This window comes from Maribacter spongiicola, from assembly GCF_052119685.1.
Classification (GTDB): Bacteria; Bacteroidota; Bacteroidia; order Flavobacteriales; family Flavobacteriaceae; genus Maribacter; species Maribacter spongiicola_A.
In genome coordinates, this window is sequence record NZ_JBGQOO010000003.1 from 1 (window position 1) to 19,505 (window position 19,505).

The 19,505-nt window shown below is 35.7% G+C and carries 20 protein-coding genes; 16 read left to right on the plus strand and 4 right to left on the minus strand.

Annotation, left to right across the window (positions count from 1 at the left end):
* The first annotated feature begins 381 nt into the window (after positions 1–381).
* On the plus strand, positions 382–873 hold the full coding sequence (locus ACEN2N_RS06435; protein WP_441823556.1) for a hypothetical protein: 492 nt from the start codon (positions 382–384) through the stop codon (positions 871–873).
* 186 nt (positions 874–1,059) lie between these two features.
* Here the strand turns inward: ACEN2N_RS06435 and ACEN2N_RS06440 are convergent, their stop codons facing one another.
* Entirely contained in the window at positions 1,060–2,133 is a 1,074-nt protein-coding gene (locus tag ACEN2N_RS06440) for an IS110 family transposase (protein WP_441823557.1), read from the minus strand.
* Between the two features lie 418 nt (positions 2,134–2,551).
* On the opposite strand from ACEN2N_RS06440, the gene ACEN2N_RS06445 reads away from it, so the two are divergent.
* From ACEN2N_RS06445 to ACEN2N_RS06465, 5 genes are all read left to right on the plus strand, one after another.
* A complete protein-coding gene (locus ACEN2N_RS06445) occupies positions 2,552–3,028 on the plus strand; it encodes a cupin domain-containing protein (RefSeq protein ID WP_441823558.1) in 477 nt (158 codons plus the stop codon).
* 229 nt (positions 3,029–3,257) lie between these two features.
* Positions 3,258–3,662, plus strand: a complete 405-nt coding sequence (locus tag ACEN2N_RS06450) for a hypothetical protein (protein ID WP_441823559.1) — start codon at positions 3,258–3,260, stop codon at positions 3,660–3,662.
* A gap of 343 nt (positions 3,663–4,005) precedes the next feature.
* Positions 4,006–4,518 carry a Crp/Fnr family transcriptional regulator gene (locus tag ACEN2N_RS06455; protein ID WP_441823560.1) on the plus strand — a complete coding sequence of 171 codons (513 nt, stop codon included), beginning with the start codon at positions 4,006–4,008 and terminating at the stop codon, positions 4,516–4,518.
* Between the two features lie 163 nt (positions 4,519–4,681).
* The gene (locus ACEN2N_RS06460) at positions 4,682–5,089 is read left to right on the plus strand and encodes a RidA family protein (RefSeq protein WP_441823561.1); all 408 of its coding nucleotides are present in this window, start codon (positions 4,682–4,684) and stop codon (positions 5,087–5,089) included.
* Positions 5,090–5,179: 90 nt separating this feature from the next.
* Positions 5,180–5,893: a DJ-1/PfpI family protein gene (locus ACEN2N_RS06465; RefSeq protein WP_441823562.1), complete on the plus strand. Its 714-nt coding sequence runs from the start codon at positions 5,180–5,182 to the stop codon at positions 5,891–5,893.
* A 533-nt stretch (positions 5,894–6,426) separates the two neighbouring features.
* Here the strand turns inward: ACEN2N_RS06465 and ACEN2N_RS06470 are convergent.
* The 3 genes from ACEN2N_RS06470 to ACEN2N_RS06480 all read right to left on the minus strand — a co-directional run bounded on the left by ACEN2N_RS06470 (position 6,427) and on the right by ACEN2N_RS06480 (position 9,496).
* Positions 6,427–6,714, minus strand: coding sequence for a hypothetical protein (locus ACEN2N_RS06470; RefSeq protein ID WP_441823563.1), 288 nt, complete (start codon positions 6,712–6,714; stop codon positions 6,427–6,429).
* A 229-nt stretch (positions 6,715–6,943) separates the two neighbouring features.
* Complete coding sequence (locus ACEN2N_RS06475) at positions 6,944–7,615, minus strand: methyltransferase domain-containing protein (protein WP_441823564.1); 672 nt, start codon at positions 7,613–7,615, stop codon at positions 6,944–6,946.
* A 78-nt stretch (positions 7,616–7,693) separates the two neighbouring features.
* Positions 7,694–9,496 carry a DUF885 domain-containing protein gene (locus ACEN2N_RS06480; protein WP_441823565.1) on the minus strand — a complete coding sequence of 601 codons (1,803 nt, stop codon included), beginning with the start codon at positions 9,494–9,496 and terminating at the stop codon, positions 7,694–7,696.
* A gap of 273 nt (positions 9,497–9,769) precedes the next feature.
* On the opposite strand from ACEN2N_RS06480, the gene ACEN2N_RS06485 reads away from it, so the two are divergent.
* The 10 genes from ACEN2N_RS06485 to ACEN2N_RS06530 all read left to right on the plus strand — a co-directional run bounded on the left by ACEN2N_RS06485 (position 9,770) and on the right by ACEN2N_RS06530 (position 19,448).
* Complete coding sequence (locus ACEN2N_RS06485) at positions 9,770–10,315, plus strand: hypothetical protein (protein WP_441823566.1); 546 nt, start codon at positions 9,770–9,772, stop codon at positions 10,313–10,315.
* 10 nt (positions 10,316–10,325) lie between these two features.
* On the plus strand, positions 10,326–10,703 hold the full coding sequence (locus ACEN2N_RS06490; protein ID WP_441823567.1) for a nuclear transport factor 2 family protein: 378 nt from the start codon (positions 10,326–10,328) through the stop codon (positions 10,701–10,703).
* A gap of 27 nt (positions 10,704–10,730) precedes the next feature.
* Positions 10,731–11,513: an agmatinase gene (gene speB, locus ACEN2N_RS06495; protein ID WP_441823568.1), complete on the plus strand. Its 783-nt coding sequence runs from the start codon at positions 10,731–10,733 to the stop codon at positions 11,511–11,513.
* Positions 11,514–11,566: 53 nt separating this feature from the next.
* On the plus strand, positions 11,567–12,910 hold the full coding sequence (locus ACEN2N_RS06500; RefSeq protein WP_441823569.1) for a mannosyltransferase: 1,344 nt from the start codon (positions 11,567–11,569) through the stop codon (positions 12,908–12,910).
* 236 nt (positions 12,911–13,146) lie between these two features.
* Positions 13,147–13,776 (plus strand): GNAT family N-acetyltransferase, encoded by a 630-nt coding sequence (locus ACEN2N_RS06505; protein WP_441823570.1) that lies wholly within the window; start codon positions 13,147–13,149, stop codon positions 13,774–13,776.
* 140 nt (positions 13,777–13,916) lie between these two features.
* Complete coding sequence (gene argG / locus ACEN2N_RS06510; protein ID WP_441823571.1) at positions 13,917–15,104, plus strand: argininosuccinate synthase; 1,188 nt, start codon at positions 13,917–13,919, stop codon at positions 15,102–15,104.
* Between the two features lie 162 nt (positions 15,105–15,266).
* Entirely contained in the window at positions 15,267–16,241 is a 975-nt protein-coding gene (gene argC, locus ACEN2N_RS06515) for an N-acetyl-gamma-glutamyl-phosphate reductase (RefSeq protein ID WP_441823572.1), read from the plus strand.
* A 48-nt stretch (positions 16,242–16,289) separates the two neighbouring features.
* Positions 16,290–17,084 (plus strand): pyrroline-5-carboxylate reductase, encoded by a 795-nt coding sequence (gene proC, locus ACEN2N_RS06520; protein ID WP_441823573.1) that lies wholly within the window; start codon positions 16,290–16,292, stop codon positions 17,082–17,084.
* A 46-nt stretch (positions 17,085–17,130) separates the two neighbouring features.
* Positions 17,131–18,255 carry an aspartate aminotransferase family protein gene (locus ACEN2N_RS06525; RefSeq protein WP_441823574.1) on the plus strand — a complete coding sequence of 375 codons (1,125 nt, stop codon included), beginning with the start codon at positions 17,131–17,133 and terminating at the stop codon, positions 18,253–18,255.
* Positions 18,252–19,448, plus strand: a complete 1,197-nt coding sequence (locus ACEN2N_RS06530; protein WP_441823575.1) for a glutamate-5-semialdehyde dehydrogenase — start codon at positions 18,252–18,254, stop codon at positions 19,446–19,448. The genes ACEN2N_RS06525 and ACEN2N_RS06530 overlap by 4 nt, the downstream gene beginning before the upstream one ends.
* The last annotated feature ends 57 nt before the right edge of the window (positions 19,449–19,505 follow it).

A 19,505-nucleotide genomic window follows, 5' to 3' on the forward strand; every position in this document is an offset into this window, starting at 1 on the left:
GTTTTGTAGTCTCGCTTTCTTCAGATGTAACCTCACGGTTACCACCCTTGCGACTTACTAATGCTTCCAGACGTTACTCCAGCGCATAAGGGACTTACACCCTCTAAATAAATTCTTATATTGCTATAAGATAAAGATGCCCATACTGGGCACACACAATGCCTAAACGTAATGCGGACTTTTGGGCAAAACCGAAAGGTCTGTGTATATTTATGAAGTCGCTAAATCTTATGGATTTAGCTTTAGACAAAAAAAGAAAAAGCAAAACAATAAGCTTTAGCTTCGTGCGCAGACGGAAACCAAAAGTTTACTTGCCTCCGCACTAAGCTTAGCCGAACCGTTGTGCGTAATTTTGGAGCAATTCTTGATGCTTCAACAAATATGAAAAAATCAGCCTTTGTTTTCTTGATTTTAGTTGCGTTCTTTTTATCTGCAAACGGACAGGATAAGGCAATTACGGAATTTGACTTGTATGGTTGTTGGATTTTGGAACGAAACGAAGATGGACAGCGACCTCAAAAACGGATTTATAAACGCTGTGAAGACTCGGATTCCAAACTTGCGATTAAAAGCTCTAAATTTTCTCTTCTAGCCTTTAATAAAGCCGAAGTACAGACTTCTAGTGCGATTTTCTGTTTTGGTACAGTTACAGAAAATGGAACTTGGACTTTTGATGAAAGTAATGGAATTGTTCAGATTGATTATATGCAAGTGTGGTTAAAAGAGTTCAAAGAACAAGAACCTGAAGAATATGCTAAATTCAATTCGCCAGAAAAATTTGAATGGATGAAATTTAAGATAGTGGATTTATCTGAAAATATGCTGGAAGTGGAAAAACTACGCACAACAAAACCTAAACGTAATGCGGACTAAAGTGTTAAAACGAAAGGTCTGTGTATATTTAGAGTGTCGCTAAATCTTTGGGATTTAGCTTTGGACAAAAAAAGAAAAAGCAAAACCAAAAGCTTTAGCTTCGTGCACAGACGGAAACGAAAAGTTTCCTTACTACCGCACTACGCTTAGGTACTGTGTTAAAAAACAAGTTTTTTCTTTAAAATTTTAGGAAACAAGTTGAGCAATCAATTTGTTATCCTGCGCAGCAAGGGCTTCATGCTTTTGCTGCTTTTTTGTTTCAAACTTTGCATCGTAAACTTCTTCGTTTTTCCATAAGGTGTACATTAGAATTAAGAGTTTTCTCTGAACTGCTATTAAAGCCACTAACGGCTTTGCTTTTTTTGGCTTAAGTCTATTGTAAAAAACCTTCAATGTTGGATTACAACGCACACAAGTCAACGATGGCATATGTAATGCCGCTCTGATGTGACTATTCCCTCTTTTACTGATCCTGGTCTTTCCCTTGAAGTTCCCCGATTCTCTCAATACCACATCATAACCGGCATAGCTCGCCAACTGCTTGGCATTGACTATAGATTCGAAGCCTAACGTTTCTCCGATTACCGTAGCCGCAGATATAAAGGATATTCCTGGGATGCTTGTCAAATAATCGAGCTTCCTTTTCAATACTTCATTTTTAGAAATCAGAAGTTGCATATCTTCTTCGACCGCAGCTATCTGGGTGTTAAGAAGCTTTAACCTGATCTTGTGCCTTTTCAATGCCCTTGCATTGTTATGAACACTCGATGCGATAGCTCCTTGTCGATTGGTCTCCATCGTTCTATCGTTCAACAATGAACTACGTTCCCTGCTCAATCCTTTTAGTTCCTGCAACTCCTCACTGGGCGGATGCCAAAGACGGATGTTTCTTTCCAGGCCCAGCATACTGAGCATTCTACTGTCCAACGCATCCGTTTTTGAACGTTGGTCCAAGCTCTGTGCGTAGCGTTTTACACGACCAGATTGCATTATACAGACCGAATAGCCCTGTTCGTATAGATAATGAGCGATACTTTGGTGATATACTCCAGTAGCTTCCATCACTACCAACAATTCCACCTCACTATCAACTGATGCCTTCAGCCATTTCAAGAGTACCTTATAGCCCTTTAGATCATTGGATACATCGGGACGGGACTCGAACTCCTTGACCAGTTTTTTATTTAGGGAACCTAACGATAATGACAAGTTCAATTTTGAAACATCGATGCCCAGACTCTGTTTTAAATACTTTTCCATTTCTTCGGTTTTTAAGCTGTAATTCTCTTTATCATCTTTGCTCGCACTTGATTCGATCTCTATCTAAAGGACCTAGGTACTGTTCAGATTCCAAGAAAATTATAGAAGGGCGGGATTTCTATGAAACGATATCACCCTAAAGTGTATCTAGCCGAGAACTCTCTGTCCCTTCTATTTTAGCTTTTGTTAGTATCCAAGCTACTACTTTTATAAAAGTAGTAGCTTAAGAAGAGTAGTTAATCTATGCAACGATATCAATAAACTTGTATCTAGCCCAACCTCTAAATCTCTCTCCTTTATTGTCTCTTTGATTTATATAATTATAGTATCTTCAAACTAAGAACCAAACATACGAGCCGAGACGTTGTACGCAAGCATGAAAATCGGAACAAACAAGAAATATTTAAACATCAAGAAAATGAAAAAATCAATTTTCCTCATATTAATTTTAACCTCTGTATCTGTATTTTCCCAAAACTCAGATTACAAGGTATCCTCATATCTAACAGATGGAACAAAAGCGCCAAATACTCATTATATCGGAGAAGCTTGGTTGAATGCCATTATTCACGATGATGAGGAATTGGGTTATAATATTACAAAAGCAACTTTTAAAGCAAACTCAACCTTGGACTGGCATAAACATGGAACGGCGCAAGTCTTAATAATTGTAGATGGAGAAGCCTATTATCAGGAGAGAGGAAATGAGCCTGTAATTTTGAAAGAAGGAGATGTAATTAAATGTGAGAAAGATATCGAACATTGGCATTCCTCTTCAAAGCTTAGTGATGTAACATATTTGGCTTTATATGGTGGTGGACAACCAACTTCTTGGACTGAAGTAGTTACACAAGAATATTATGATGAAGTAGCTGAAAAACTAAAAAGTAATTGAAATAACACACTCGGACGGAAATACCAGCGTACAACACAACCTATAAACAATACGGGCTTAGGTTTTAAACGCCAGGGTTTACGTATTTTTATGAAGTCCGCAAAATCTTTTGGATTTTGCTCTGGACAGGAAAAAATAAATCAAAACAAAAAGATTTCGCTATGTGCGTGGCGGAAAGCAAACGCCAGTTTGCTCCCGTACTGTTCATAGCCGAACCGTTACCACAAATATGAAAATAGCCAATAAAGAAATACATCCATCTTTTATAATTTATCTAGTTTCAATGGTATTGCCAATTTTTTTTAATGCAGGGTTACTATTAGGTATTATGGGATTATTTTTAGGCTGGGTAGGCATATTAGGAGGTAGCGTATTTATAAGTTTGTCTTGGATATCGAATTTTTTGTACTTATTTAGTTTACTAGCTACGAAACTGAATTTGAAAACTCAAATTAAATTGTCTGGTGCGGCAATAGTTTTAGGATTGTTTGCGATTGGAATTAGAGAACTTCCCGAAAATGCTGGAGGTAAAAATATGGAGGTTTATGTTGGATTTGGTTATATAGCTTGGATGGCTAGTTTTATATACTTGTTTGTAGACCAGATAAAGGAATTAAAAGTATTAAGTAAATAACATTCTAATATGGTATAGATATATTCCTGCCTTTAATGAATGCCAACTATGACATAAAATACATTTGCTAACAATGCCAAATCGTATTGCAGACTTTAGGGCAAAATCGAAAGGTCTGTGTATATTTATGAGGTCGCTAAATCTTATGGATTTAGCTTTGGACAAGAAAAAATAAAACTAAACAATAAGCTTTAGCTTCTTGCGTAGACGGAAACGAAAAGTTTCCTTACTACCGCACTACGCTTAGCCTAAATCAACATTAAAAAATACGAAACCTAATTTGAAAGACCTCTATAATTTTCTTCATACTATTTCTCCCATTCAAGAAAAAACTTGGAATGAAGTGAAAAAACTGTTTACAGAGCATTCATTAAAAAAAGGTGAGTTTTTTTTAAAAGAAGGTGAAGTCGCTAAAAACTTTGGCTTCGTTAAACAAGGTGTTGTTAGAGCGTTCTATCGTAATAATGAAGGTATAGAATATAACAAACATTTCTTCACAAAAAACAATATGATCGGTGGCTATTCTTCATTGGTAACTCAACTTCCAAATACTATAAATCAACAAGCGTTAACGGACTGTGATTTACTAATAGGAAACTACAGAAAATTAACTGATTTATTAGACAAACATCAAGATTTAGAAAGGCTTTTAAGGAAGATTGCAGAACGCTATTTTGTTGATAAAGAAAAACGAGAAGTAGAAATTGTATTGCTAGAAGCAAACAAACGATATGCTATTTTTCAAACAGAATACCCCCAATTAGAACAACTCATACCTCAATACCATATTGCCTCTTACCTAGGTATAACACCTACACAATTAAGTCGGATCAGAGCCAAAAACAGCAAGAGCTAGTTTTCTTTACATATGTAAATGCATACCATTCTTATGTGTAATTCCTTTGTATCATAATTAAAACTCCAAAATTATGATAAGAAAGATAATGTCGATTGCAATATTGTCAATATTGTTTTCGTGCACGGAATCAGAAAACTTAAACTCTCAAAAAAAGAATAGTATGGCTCAAGAAAAAAACAGTTTTATCAACCCAAAAGGATTATTTAATCCAAAGTACAATGGCTTTTCTCATATTGTTAAAGTTCCAGCAGGAAAAGAAATGTATTATTTCTCAGGTCAATGGGCTTCAAACATAGAAGGTAAATTGATTTCAGAAAATTTTGAAGAACAAGTGAAACAAACTGTTTCTAATATTAAAATAGCTCTAGAATCAGCTGGATTATCATTAGATGATGTAGTGAAACAAACTGTTTATATTGTAGATTTTACACTAGAGAAAAAGCAAATTTTGATAGATGTAGCATCTAAAGAATGGAGAGTAAAAGATTTTCCAGCCAGTACTATTGTTCCTTTACCTTTATTAGCAACAGCTCCAAATTGTCAAATAGAAATTATCGCAGCTAAATAATCTTTAAATGAAAAAACTAATTTTAATTATAATAGTTGCAATGATCACGAACATATCACTTTTCGCTCAAACAAGAAAATTCTTTTTGTTTTGAGTGCAGCAAACACTTTAGAGCTAAATAATGGTCAAAAACTACGACAAACAGGTGTCTTTTTAAATGAATTTTATTTGGCATACAAATCTGTTTCTGAAAATGGATATAAAGTGGAATTTGCCACTCCAAATGGTGTTGTCGCAACAATTGATGAAGAGAGTATCAACGATAAGTATTGGGAAGATATATTAGAAGTTAAGAATGAAGCTGTAGTATTTATAAAAAAAGACTGTTCGTTCAATAATCCAATCACACTTGAAAACGCAATTAAAAATCAAGGTAACTATATAGGTGTAATTATTCCAGGCGGACAAGGATTAATGATAGATTTAGTTGAAGACAAAAACATTCCTATTCTTTTAAAACATTTTGCAAGAGAAAACAAACCAACTGGACTTATTTGCCACGCTCCTAGTCTTATTTTGACAATTCCAGCAGAAGAAAATCCTTATATTGGATATAAAGTCAATGCTGTATCTCCTATTGAAGAATTTGTTATAGAAAAATTCATAATGAAAGGAAAACCTAAAAACAGAAAAATAGCTAAACAGCTAAGAAAATTAGGACTGAAATATAAAAGTGGTTTACCAAAAGCAAACTTTGCGATAAGAGATAGAAATCTAGTTACTAGTCAAAATCCATTTTCGGGAAGTTCTTTTAACATCCTTTATTTAGAAGCATTGAGAGAATATGTAGAAACAAGAAAATAAAATGGATGATAAAAACGCCACATAAAAATGTAAATAAAAAATAGTATTTTAGATAATACCCTGCTGAACCGTTTTTGTGCTAAATTAATTATCTTGCCTTCCGAAAATCAAGTGCTTAAAATCCGCTACTTTTCTTATCCTAACCTTTGTACCCAATACCGACCCGTCCTGAAATATGTATACAAAACACTTCAAGTATATGTATAAAAATGATGGATATGTAAAACGCTTTAGTGAGAGCTTTAAGCTCAAAGTCTTGACAGAACTTACCAAAGGAAACCATTCCAAAAGACAAATTGCATTAATTGGAATTTAAACATTGAGTTGAAACTTAAACAAGAAAACTGAAACTTTTGAAGACGCCGAATTGCTGTTTGGGCTCTTGAATATATGCAGCAAGAAGCTGTAAAAAAGAAGGATAGCGAAAATGACCTGTGAACTAAACAACAATCTAAATGGTCTGCTTGTTATGAACTACCACTGTAACACAAACGAACCTTTCGCTATCCTCTTCTTAAAAAATTTATTCTCGTTTACTTAAATAAATGAATAGAAGATTCTTTCAAATTTAACTTTGCCGGTCGAGGAAATTCGGCATGAACAATCAATACATTTTCATGATGCTGCTCTAGCTTACTCAACACATCTCTATTCAATAATAAAATAGTTGAATGACCGTAATGATCTAATTTATCTAAAATAGTTTTTCCGTTGAACTCACATACCCAATGGGTCTCAGCCATATTTTCTTCGTAAAACAACTCTAAAGTTGGCACTTGGTAATAGTCATGCTCACCAATACCTTCTAAATCAAAGACCAAACGAAGCAATCCACTTTCTAGCTCTGCTCCTTCATTAGAAATTCATAATTCTTCAAAAGATAATTTACCTGAAGTTGGTTCATTAAATTTTACTTTTATCTCACCTTGATTTATTTCTACTTTGCTCATCTACTTTTGTTTTTATGATACCATCAAAACTAGATAACAAGGCTAATGTATACTATGATATTTATCAGGATTGAAAAATTTTATGCCTAAAAAATAGGATTTATCTGCAACGGTATAAAGTGGTTACAATTAGGCCGTTTTCATCAGTAACCGACAATAAAACGCTCTCTTCAATCACCTTAAAATTAAATGGTGCCAACAAAAGATTGATACCACTCTGCTTTTTTAAACGAGTACCTTGACCTGAGATAATATCTTTATTGGGCGTAAAATCAACTTCTGGCAAATGTTCTGTGACGATTACATATTCATAACTCGATAATTTAGCCACCACTTGCTTTACCTCATCATTAGAAATATGCTGCAATACTTGTCGAACCATAGCACAATCTGCGCTAGGCAATGTGTCTTTGGCAATATCTAAACAATGAAATTCTAAGTTCGTTGCTTTAAATTTCTCACTGTTTCGCTCCATCAGTTCTGGAACAATATCTACAGCTATATAGTTCTTGGTGTAACACACCAATTCTTTGCCCACATTAAAATCTCCGCATCCTAGATCACATACTGAAATGGGATTTTCAAATGAAGTTAAAAATGCAATCAATGTCTCGACATAAGGTTTTACAATTTCTGGTTTATGAGAACCTTCACCAGAGTAAAAATCTGAAGTACCACTACCCCACAGGTTCTTTTCATAGACCTGCTGCATGGCATCTTTTGTTGGCCATGGTTGTTTATTTCGTTTCGATTTTTTCTCTTCCTTATCCACCGGACTCCTATTAAAAAACACACGCCATAAACTTTCGTTTATGGCGTGTCAATATACTTTAAAATAGATGAATTCTTATTATTTCTGGGATGCTATCCAAGCTTTCACCCTACGCTCCAATAGATTTAAAGGTAAAGCACCGCCACCAAGAATAGTATCATGAAAGCCTTTAATCTCAAATTTATCACCTAATTCAGTCTCGGCCATTTTACGCAATTCTTGAATTTTAAGCATTCCTATTTTATAAGAAGTTGCTTGCCCTGGCATTACCATATAACGCTGAACCTCGGCTATAATAGCACCTTGAGAGATAGAAGAATTCTCGGTGAAATATTTGATTGCATCAGCCTCTGTCCATCCTTTAGCATGTATACCTGTATCGACTACCAAACGAATAGCTCTCCAAATTTCATTTACCAAGCGACCAAAATCATAGTACGGATTCTGGTATCCGCCCATTTCTTTCGCCAATGCTTCTGAGTATAAGCCCCAACCTTCGCTATAAACACTAAAACCTGCTTGAGTTCTAAACTTAGGTACCGCCTCTAACTCTTGTGCTATAGAAATTTGCATGTGGTGCCCTGGGTTACCTTCATGATACGCAACACCTTCCATCGTAGTTTTCGGCATAGCGTTCATATCTGATAAATGTACATAATAGGTACCTTTTCTAGAACCGTCTGGTGTGCCGGCAGAATAGTGCTGTGGCGCACCATCTTGTTCACGAAAAGCCTCTACCCTTTTTACCTGTAATTTTGCTTTTGGCAAAATACCAAAGTAGTCTGGTAACTTCTTCGTTAAGTCATCTAAATACTTTGTAGACTCATCTAAATACCCCTGTCTACCTTCGTCTGTATTCGGAAAAAAGAATTGTGGGTCTGTATTTACAAATTTGAAGAACTCATTTAAATCGCCATCAAAGCCTACCTCTTCTTTAATTGCCATCATTTCCCCTTTTATTCTAGCTACTTCTTGTAGTCCGATTTCATGGATCTCATCTGCCGTCATTCCGGTTGTCGTGAACACCTTTAATCGATAATTATAAAAATCTTTTCCGTTTTCATGACGACTAACACCTGTTGGGGTTTCTTCGGCATTATCTATTTCTGTTTCTAGCCAAGCCAGTAATTTCTCATACGATGGTGAAAAATAATCCTTAAGAACTTTTACTGATTCCTCTTTAAGTGGTGTAGCCTCTTCTGTCGTTATTTTTTCAGAAGCTACAAGCGCATCAATTTTACCATTCATATCATTTAATAATGGTGTACCGTCTTTTAACGATTTTGTTTGAGCGATAACCGTAGTAAATGCAAATTTTGGAGGAAGATTACCTGCCGTAGCTTGTTCTTTTGCTCTCACCACCAATTGATCAATACCTCTAGCTGCCTCTTTTACCCTAGAAATATAAGCGTTCATATCAGCGATACTATCGACCTTATGAAAATTGATCAAATAACTTGGTAAACGCGTATGCATACCTCGCATTTGGTCAAAAACGTAATCTAAATTCTCAAACTTGGCACCTTCTTTTAATATTTCGTATTGGTAAACCCATAGATCATAAGACGTTTTATCGGCATCGTTTAGCTTATCATAATCGAATTTCTCTTTTAATTCGTTGGTGGTTTCTGTATACCATGCTAGCTCTTTTTCTTCAGCAGCCTTACTTAAATCATCAATTTTATCATATTGGTCTTTTCGACCTTGAGCGGTCAACCCTAAAGGACTCATTTGTAATTGCTCTTCGTATTTAACGTCGAACCATTTATTTAATTCTGCTGTTTGGTCTACCTCAACCTTTGGTTCTTCTTTACAAGAAGAGAGTAGCAGAAAAGCTATAGAAAAGCTTGTTGCAATGCTCGTAGAAATAATTTTTTTCATGATAATTGATTTTCGATTTAGTTTGTTCAAATTCTACTGGTGTATTATTATACTGAATAGCAGCTGGGGAAGATTTAAAGATACTGATTTTGATTATATACACTCCTCTTTTTATAATCAACAAAAAGGTATTTTCACATCAAAGAATTAAACTATTTTTCTAGACTTATTTAAATTGATCACAAGAATATCCACATTAAACCATAAAAATATATATTCACTAACTTAAGATAATTATTAAAGCTTAAAATTCTTAACCCTATAGTTTTATCAATGGAACAAATTAATATTATTTTCTTTCTCTTAGCTTCATTTTTTGGTATTGAAGAGAGCAAAATTGCGGCAGACAAAAACACCGTAACCGTTTATCCAAAAGACCATAAAATTGAGATTGTACAAGAACATCTTTTTACCATCATACAAACAGAAAAAGATACCGCACTGACCTTGGCACAATGGGGGCAATTAGTAAAATGGAAAGAAAACAAACTGCCATGGGCTAAAGAGTTAGAAAATTTCAGCAATAAAGATGTGACTATTGAAAATAAGGATGGTACTATAGCACCACGTATTTCTTTCAATTACACTGACGAAAATGATTTGCGCGCCTTGGGTATTTGGTATAACAAAGAGAAAAACCAATATTCAATTAATAATGTTCCAAGAGAAAATACCTCTAGCGAAAACGGTAAATTAAAAGGTAATTATTGGATTTTTGACGGAGACAGTACATTTAGCTTTACTAATGAAGCTTTTGTTGACCTGCCTATTGAATATAAAAAATTAAAACTTCCGATCACTGAAATACTTAAGGACTAAATTTCAAATTATGGTCTTACAGAAAAACAAAGAAAATGCCATTTCATACTACAGAACAGCTTTTTTAGGGCAACCGAAACTGGCTAAAGAGAAATATGTAGGTAACGGACATATTCAACACAACCCAGCAGTAGCGAACGGTACACAGGGTTTTATCGATTACTTTGAACGTATGCAAATAGAATACCCAAAGAAATCTATTGAATTTGTGCGCAATATTGCAGAAGGCAATCTTGTTGCTTTACACACACACCAAATATGGCCTGATAATGACCAATATATTACTATGGATTTTTTTAGGTTTGATACCCATGGCAAAATTTGCGAACATTGGGATGCTATTCAGCAAATTCCTGAAAAGTCTGAGAATCCTAACACCATGTTTTAATTTTAATATCAAATAACTACAAAACTCATGCATACTATTAATATTCAAGGTTTAAACTGGGACGCTAAGTCCTCTTTTCAACAGGGTCCGGCGAAAGCCCCTAGCCTAATTAGAAAAGCATTGTACAGCGATTCGATGAATTTATGTACCGAATTCGGGATATCGATTGAAAATGATACCTTAACCGATAAAGGTGATTTTACCATAAATGAGTATTTTGATATTACAGATATTACCAGAAAGAATCTTGAATCTGGCGCTAAACTACTTTCATTAGGTGGTGATCATTCGGTTACCTTCCCTATAATAAAAGCGTTTCATGAGCACTACCCAAAACTAGATATTTTACATATCGATGCTCATGCTGATCTGTACCATGACTATGAAGGCGACCCGTATTCTCACGCATGCCCTTTTGCCCGAATTATGGAAAACGGTTTTGCGGTAAAACTGGTTCAAGTAGGCATAAGAACTTTGAATCCGCATCAGGCCGAACAAGCAAAAAAATATAATGTAGATGTACATGAAATGCGGAACCTTGATTTAAATAACATTCCTAAATTTGAGAATCCACTGTATATTTCTTTAGATATGGATGGTTTTGACCCTGCCTTTGCACCGGGAGTTTCGCATCATGAGCCAGGCGGACTCTCATCGCGGCAAGTATTAGATTTAATTCATAGTATTGATACCGAAGTAGTAGGTGCTGATATTGTAGAATATAACCCAAATCGCGATTTCCACGATATGACCGCTTATTTGGCGGCAAAAATGATGAAAGAACTTATTGGCAAAATGATGGAACGCTAAAACAAATTTAAATAAAATCCAGTAAATTGACTTGTTTATAAACCAAACCCCCAATGCCGATTAACCTAAAAACTTTTTTGAAGCTACACAAGGTTTCCTTGATATTGGCATTTTTAAGCTTAGTATTCTACTACACCTTTGCCTATTATTTGCAAAGAACAGATTTCATTAAGCTTCTTACCCTATTCGTTGCGCTTTTCTTTTTCTGTTTTAAACTTATACAGTTCGAAAAACTCAACTTTAGGTTTCTATTGGGTATAGGCATCATTTTTAGACTCATTTTTCTATGTGCAGAACCTAATCTTTCTCAAGATTTTTATCGTTTTATTTGGGATGGTCACTTGGTATCTAGTGGTGCCAACCCCTATTTACACACTCCCGATGAACTTATGCGAAATATGGTGTCTATGATACCGAATGCCAATGCACTTTATGAGGGCATGGGTAGTTTAAGCGCACGGCATTACAGTAATTACCCCCCATTAAACCAGCTTTTATTTGCTTTGGCAGCTCTTATTGGCGGTAAAAGTATGTTCGGCTCGTTAGTGGTTATGAGGTCTATTATTATATTGGCTGATATTGGTGTTTTCTATTTTGGGAGAAAGCTACTGAAAAACTTGAACAGATCTCCGCATTTAATATTCTGGTATTTTTTAAATCCGCTTGTAATTGTTGAACTTACCGGTAACCTTCATTTCGAAGGGGTTATGCTATTTTTCTTCATCCTATCCATGTTTTTATTATCTATTGATAAATGGAAAACTGCAGGTGTGGTTATGGCATGCTCGATTTCAATAAAACTTGTTCCACTCTTATTTTTGCCTTTATTCTTTAAGTACTTAGGATGGAAAAAAAGTATCATTTTCTATACGATCATCGGTATCACTTCAATTGTTCTTTTTCTACCATTTAATACTCCAGAGTTTATTGACAACTATTCTAAAACCCTGAAGCTTTGGTTCTCAAATTTTGAATTCAATGCTAGCATCTATAATATCGCTAAAAAAACTGCCATACATTTTAATGCAAAGCCGTGGGAGTTCATTAAAGAATATGGCAAAATTATCCCGTTAATTACCATAGCCACTGTAGGTCTATTTACATTTTTACCCAAACGGTATGATTTGAACAGGGTAATATGGTCTATGATGTGGGTATTGACCATTTACTATTTTATGTCTACCACTGTGCACCCTTGGTATGGTATTTTTCTAGTTCTGCTCTCTGTTTTTACTACATACAGATATGCTATAATATGGTCTGCAGCCATTGTATTGAGCTACTTCGCTTATTCTCAGGCAGATTTTAAAGAAAACCTATGGCTTCTTACCATTGAATATATTGCAGTGTATGGTTTCATTATTTATGAAATTGTTGCACATAATAACAAAAAGTGAGGTTTTTGTAAAAATTATACTATGGGTGATGTCAAATAAATATAATTTGTACATTTACCCTGTAATGAACGAAGAAATCTACTTTTTATATAGTACCGTGAGCCCAGTTGCTCTTGCGCGTCCGTTCACATCTCGCCGTCGTCGCCCGTAAGGGTAAGATATAATTATGGAATTAGGTGAGTCCATTTCCGCACAGCAAATCAAAACTTTTTTTACACTTTTAAATCTATCTGGCAATGAACTTAATTGTTGCTAACGAATCACATTTTAAATACGCTCAGGATATCTGCGATACCATAGCTGAATCTGCTAAAGTTCGAGGAACCGGTATTGCAAAACGTACCCCTGAATATATTCAAAGAAAACTATCTAACGGTAATGCTATTTTAGCTTTGGACGGAGATAAATTTGCAGGCTTCTGCTACATTGAAGTTTGGGGGCACGAAAAATTTGTTGCCAATTCGGGACTCATAGTTCACCCAGACTACAGAGGTCAGGGACTTGCGAAAAGCATAAAAGCCAAGATTTTTGAACTTAGTAGACAGAAATTTCCAGATGCCAAAATATTTGGTATAACTACAGGCTTAGCTGTTATGAAAATTAACTATGAGCTTGGCTACAAACCCGTTACGTTTTCAGAACTAACCGATGATCCAGAATTTTGGAAAGGTTGTCAAACTTGTAAGAACTTCGATATTCTTACCAGAACAGAGCAAAAAATGTGCTTATGCACAGGCATGCTCTACGATGGCAACAATAAGAAAAAAACTGAGGAAATGAAACCAGTAAATAGCAAAGCTTTTACAAGATTAAAAAGTATTAAAGAGAGTTTGTTTCTTAAAAAGAAAGAAGAAAATAAAAGTTAGCGTATAGAAAATGAAATAAATGAGCTGGATGATGAAAATATCAATCTATTTTCGAATCTCTTTTTCTCTATTCTATTTTAATAATTTCTATCAAACCAAAACAATAATTACCCAGCATCACGGGATTTGAACATATTACAATGAAAAAATTAGTACTAGCATACAGCGGCGGATTAGATACCTCTTACTGTGCAAAACATTTATCAAAAGACAAAGGATTTGAAGTTCATGCAGTAAGTGTAAATACTGGCGGATTCTCATCCGATGAAATTAAAGAAATCGAAAGAAAAGCGCTTGAATTAGGTGCAACTTCATACACTTCTATTGATGCCGTACAGACATTTTATGACAAAGTAGTAAAGTATCTAATATTCGGTAACGTACTAAAAAACAACACTTACCCTCTTTCGGTGAGTGCAGAACGTATTGTACAAGCCATTGAGATTGTTAACTACGCCAAAAAAGTAGGCGCTGGCTACATCGCCCACGGTAGTACCGGTGCCGGTAACGATCAAGTACGTTTCGATATGATTTTTCAGATTATTGCACCAGAAATTGAAATCATCACCCCTATTAGAGATAATAAACTAGCAAGGGAGGAAGAGATTGCATACCTGAAAGAAAACGGAGTAGATTACCCTTGGGAGAAAGCAAAATACTCTGTAAATAGAGGTCTTTGGGGAACATCGGTTGGTGGTGAAGAAACTTTAACTTCTGATAAAGCATTACCAGACAGTGCTTACCCAAGCCAGTTACAAGAAAAAAATCCTACCGATGTAAAGCTGACTTTCGAAAAAGGTGAGTTGGTTGCTATCGACGGTAAAAAAGATAACCCAGTTGCAAATATTGAAAAGCTTGAGGCTCTAGCTTCAAAGTATGCCATTGGTAGAGATATTCATGTTGGCGATACTATAATTGGTACTAAAGGTAGAGTTGGTTTTGAAGCTCCGGCTTCCTTAATTATTATAAAAGCGCACCACTTATTAGAGAAGCATACGCTTACAAAGTGGCAACAATATCAAAAAGAACAGCAAGGTAATTTCTACGGTATGCTATTACATGAAGGCAACTACCTAGATCCTGTTATGAGAAATATTGAGACTTTCTTGACAGATACCCAAAAAATGGTCTCTGGCGACGTATTCGTTGGTCTATACCCTTTTCAATTCAGGTTGCATGGTATTTCATCTAAACATGATTTAATGACCGATGCTTTCGGCAAATATGGTGAAGTAAACAAAGGTTGGACGGCAGATGACGCGAAAGGCTTCATTAAAATTCTATCTAATCCTGGAAAAATTTATAACCATGTGAATGGGGATAATTAGGAGTTAGGAAAAAACAGTATTAAGTAATGAGTACAAAGTATTAAGTAAAAAAGCTCAAGGCAAGCCTCTGTGCATTAAAATCTAGATTATTGAGTAAACCAAGTACTTCGTACTTAATACTTATTACTTAATACTTCGTACTAATTACGAAAAAATAAAATTATGATTAAAGCAGGTATTATTGGCGGTTCTGGTTATACGGGTGGGGAGCTTATTCGAATTCTATTGAATCATCCGGCAACAGAAATTGATTTTGTTTTCAGTACTACTAGAGCTGGCAAAAAAGTAACTACGGCGCACCCTGATTTATTAGGAACTACAGAACTTGAATTTACAGGTAATGTAAATCTAAATGTGAATGTTGTTTTTCTATGCTTGGGCCATGGTAATTCTACCGCATTTTTAAAAGAACATCATTTTTCTGAAGATACTATTATCATTGATTTAAGCAATGACTTTAGATTACATGCCGATGCTGATTTTGACGGAAAACAGTTTGTATACGGATTACCAGAATTGAACAAAAGTGACATAGAAAACGCCCAATATATTGCAAACCCAGGTTGTTTTGCGACAGCTATTCAATTGGCACTTTTACCGCTGGCTAAGGCAAATCTATTAAAGAACGAAGTACATATTAATGCCGTAACCGGCAGTACTGGGGCAGGCGTTAGTCCGTCGGCTACTTCGCATTTTTCATGGAGAAATAATAACGTAAGCTGGTACAAGCCTTTTACCCATCAACATTTAGGTGAAATTAATGAGAGTCTGTCTTCGCTTCAAGAAAATACGGGCAACTTATTTTTCATGCCAAATAGGGGGAATTTCACTCGTGGAATTTTAGCAACATCTTACACCAAATTTGATGGTAGTTTAGAAGGTGCGGAAAAAATCTATAAAGATTTTTATAAAGATGCTGTGTTCACACAAATATCAGATGAACCTATTAATCTAAAGCAGGTTGTAAATACCAATCAGTGTCATATTCATTTACACAAACATGATGATATTCTATTGATTACTTCTGCAATTGATAACCTTTTAAAAGGGGCTTCGGGACAAGCGGTACAGAATATGAATCTCATTTTCGGATTAGAAGAAAGTCTAGGTCTGAACCTAAAGGCCGGTGTCTTTTAGAAACAATGTAAAAAGTACTATGTAATTGGTACAAGAAAAATATAAAACATGAAAATAGCCATTATAGGTGCAGGTAATTTAGGCCTTTCCATTGCTAACGGAATTCTGAACAGTAACGGTGCTACCACCATGTACCTTACCAAAAGAGACACAAAATCTATCATAGATTTTGAGAAACACAATAAGGTGACTGTAACCAATGATAATCGTTTGGCTATACAAAATTCAGACATTCTAATATTCGCCGTTCAACCCGTTCATTTTGCTGCAATTCTAGAAGATGTAAAAGATTTACTTACCGAAAACCATGTTATTATTTCAACAATAACCGGTTTCGGAATTGACAAAATAGAAGCGGTTATCGGCAAAGACAATTATATTGTTAGAAGTATGCCCAATACCGCTATCTCTGTTGGTAAATCTATGACGTGTATCTGCAGTAATGAAAAGGGTAAAAAACGTATTGACCTAACAAAGGCTATCTTCAACAGAATGGGTCATTGTATGGAGATACCTGAGACTCAAATGCAAGCAGCAACGGTCATTTGCGCCAGTGGCATTGCCTTTTGGATGCGACTTATTCGCGCCACAACACAAGGTGCCATTCAGTTAGGTTTTGATGCTCAAGAGGCTCAAGAATTAGCTATGCACACGTGCAACGGTGCCGCAAGCTTACTTATTGAATCGGGCAATCATCCAGAACAAGAGATTGATCGGGTAACGACACCTATGGGATGCACTATTACGGGTCTAAACGAAATGGAACACCAAGGTTTAAGCTCATCATTAATACGTGGTATTATTGCCTCATACGATAAGATTACCGAATTTAAAACGAAATAAAATACCAGTATACAATTAGTTCTTATGAACTTGAATCTTTTGAATTATGAAATTATTCGACGTTTACCCACTATATAATGTTACACCTGTTTCTGCAAAAGGTATTGTGGTTACCGATGACAAAGGTCAAGATTACTTAGATTTTTATGGCGGTCATGCCGTAATATCAATTGGTCATACGCACCCACATTATGTAAAGCGCTTGAAAGATCAATTAGATAAAATCGGATTCTATAGCAATGCAGTTCAAAATCCGCTTCAAGAAGAACTTGCTGAAAAATTAGGCGTTGTTTCTGGTTGCGAGGCGTATAATCTATTTATGTGTAACTCTGGCGCCGAAGCCAATGAAAATGCACTCAAAATGGCATCTTTTGCTACCGGAAAATCTAAAATAATTGCCTTTAATAACGGATTTCATGGACGTACTTCTGCTGCTGTAGCCGCAACTGATAATCCGTCTATAAATGCAGAAATAAATCAACAACATGAAGTCGTTTTTCTTGACCTGAACGATGCAAAGGGTTTTGAAAGGGAAATTTCTAAGAATGTATGTGCCGTAATTATAGAATCAATACAAGGCGTTGGTGGGTTAGATGAACCCAACACAGAATTTTTACAAAAAGTAGCAGCTTTATGTAAAGAAAATGATGCTTTATTAATTGCTGATGAAGTACAATGCGGATTTGGTAGAAGTGGTAAATTCTTCGGATTTCAACATCACAACATACAACCTGACATTATCAGTATTGCTAAAGGTATGGGTAACGGCTTCCCCGTTGGTGGTGTTCTTATTCATGAAGATATTAAAGCAAAATACGGAATGCTAGGTACCACTTTTGGCGGTAACCATTTAGCTTGCGTAGCCACATTGGCTGTTTTAGAAGTTATTGAAAAAGAGAACCTAATGGCAAATGCCGAAGAACTGGGTGTGTATTTCAGTGAAAAGGCAAAAGAAATTCCGCAAGTAAATCGAGTAAAAGGTAGGGGATTAATGCTTGGGCTAGAGTTTGATTTTCAGGTAGCTGATCTTCGCAAAAAATTAATTTACGAGCACCACCTTTTTACCGGTGGTGCCAAAGACAAAACGGTACTTAGAATTTTACCGGCATTAAACATTACAAAACAAGATTTAGACGTGTTTTTCACCGCTCTTAAGACTGCTTTATCATGATAAAAACGCTCACCTTAGCAAAAAGAAATGCCGTATTAAAACGGATGGCAGAATTGGTTCTTCAAGAAGAATCGATTTTAATGTCTGCCAATGAGAAAGATTTAAACTCTTTCGAATCTGATGATATTGCGATGATCGACCGCTTAAAGGTGGATAAAGATAAGGTTAGAGAAATGGTTTCTTCCTTGAAAAAATTAGCTGCATTAGCCGATCCTTTACACGTAGAACGCTTTCAATTTACCCATGATAACGGGTTAGAAATCAGTAATAAAACGGCTCCGTTCGGCACTATTATGATTATCTATGAATCTAGACCAGATGTCACTATCGAAGCAGCCGGAATCGCTTTTAAATCGGGAAACAAAATTTTATTAAAAGGCGGAAAAGAATCATTGAACTCCAATTTGGTTTTAGTCAATTTATGGCATAAAGCTTTAGAGTCTTGCGACTGTTCTGAAGATTGGATTACCTATCTCAATTATTCGCGAGAAGAAACCCAACAGTTTCTTGAAAAACCAACTCAAAAGCTCGATTTGATTGTACCTCGTGGTGGTGAAAAATTGATTGCTTTCGTAAAACAACATGCCCAGTGCCCTGTAATTGTTAGTGGTCGTGGAAATAACTTTGTATATGTTTCTCATGAAGCAGATCTGCAAATGGCATTAGATATAATTGTCAATGCAAAAACCACGAAAATATCGGCATGTAATGCGGTGGATAAAGTGATTATCTCAAGGAATCTACCTCGTAAAATGGAGTTTCTAAATCACTTGGTTCAAACACTTAAAAAACACAATGTAGAAATATTGACCGATGCTAAACTAGCCGGATTAGAAGGTACTTCTCAGATGGTAGATGAATCTGTTTGGCACGAAGAATTTCTAGATTATAAAATTGTTATCGGGCAAGTGCCAGATGTTGAAGAGGCCATACAGCACATTAACACCTATGGTGGTGGCCATTCAGCTGCCATCATTACCAAAGACGAAGAAGAAGCTGAAATTTTCATGCAGTCCGTTGATACTGCTGCCGTGTATCATAACGCATCTACACGTTTTACCGATGGTGGTCAATTCGGACTTGGTGGTGAATTAGCTATCAGTACCGATAAATTACACCAGCGAGGACCTATTGGTTTACAACACCTAGTGACCAATAAGTGGTATGTAAAAGGGAATGGACAGGTGAGATAGTTGACGGTTGTTCGTTGTTCGTAAAACAAATGATAAACGTGTCCGGTTGAGCGCAGT

Bases quoted from the DNA above. Each gene is read 5' to 3' on its own strand.
- ACEN2N_RS06435 (WP_441823556.1), top strand. From the start codon at position 382: ATGAAAAAATCAGCCTTTGTTTTCTTGATTTTAGTTGCGTTCTTTTTA.
- ACEN2N_RS06440 (WP_441823557.1), bottom strand. From the start codon at position 2,133: ATGGAAAAGTATTTAAAACAGAGTCTGGGCATCGATGTTTCAAAATTG.
- ACEN2N_RS06445 (WP_441823558.1), top strand. From the start codon at position 2,552: ATGAAAAAATCAATTTTCCTCATATTAATTTTAACCTCTGTATCTGTA.
- ACEN2N_RS06450 (WP_441823559.1), top strand. From the start codon at position 3,258: ATGAAAATAGCCAATAAAGAAATACATCCATCTTTTATAATTTATCTA.
- ACEN2N_RS06460 (WP_441823561.1), top strand. From the start codon at position 4,682: ATGGCTCAAGAAAAAAACAGTTTTATCAACCCAAAAGGATTATTTAAT.
- ACEN2N_RS06480 (WP_441823565.1), bottom strand. From the start codon at position 9,496: ATGAAAAAAATTATTTCTACGAGCATTGCAACAAGCTTTTCTATAGCT.
- ACEN2N_RS06485 (WP_441823566.1), top strand. From the start codon at position 9,770: ATGGAACAAATTAATATTATTTTCTTTCTCTTAGCTTCATTTTTTGGT.
- ACEN2N_RS06490 (WP_441823567.1), top strand. From the start codon at position 10,326: ATGGTCTTACAGAAAAACAAAGAAAATGCCATTTCATACTACAGAACA.
- speB (WP_441823568.1), top strand. From the start codon at position 10,731: ATGCATACTATTAATATTCAAGGTTTAAACTGGGACGCTAAGTCCTCT.
- ACEN2N_RS06500 (WP_441823569.1), top strand. From the start codon at position 11,567: ATGCCGATTAACCTAAAAACTTTTTTGAAGCTACACAAGGTTTCCTTG.
- ACEN2N_RS06505 (WP_441823570.1), top strand. From the start codon at position 13,147: ATGAACTTAATTGTTGCTAACGAATCACATTTTAAATACGCTCAGGAT.
- argG (WP_441823571.1), top strand. From the start codon at position 13,917: ATGAAAAAATTAGTACTAGCATACAGCGGCGGATTAGATACCTCTTAC.
- argC (WP_441823572.1), top strand. From the start codon at position 15,267: ATGATTAAAGCAGGTATTATTGGCGGTTCTGGTTATACGGGTGGGGAG.
- proC (WP_441823573.1), top strand. From the start codon at position 16,290: ATGAAAATAGCCATTATAGGTGCAGGTAATTTAGGCCTTTCCATTGCT.
- ACEN2N_RS06525 (WP_441823574.1), top strand. From the start codon at position 17,131: ATGAAATTATTCGACGTTTACCCACTATATAATGTTACACCTGTTTCT.
- ACEN2N_RS06530 (WP_441823575.1), top strand. From the start codon at position 18,252: ATGATAAAAACGCTCACCTTAGCAAAAAGAAATGCCGTATTAAAACGG.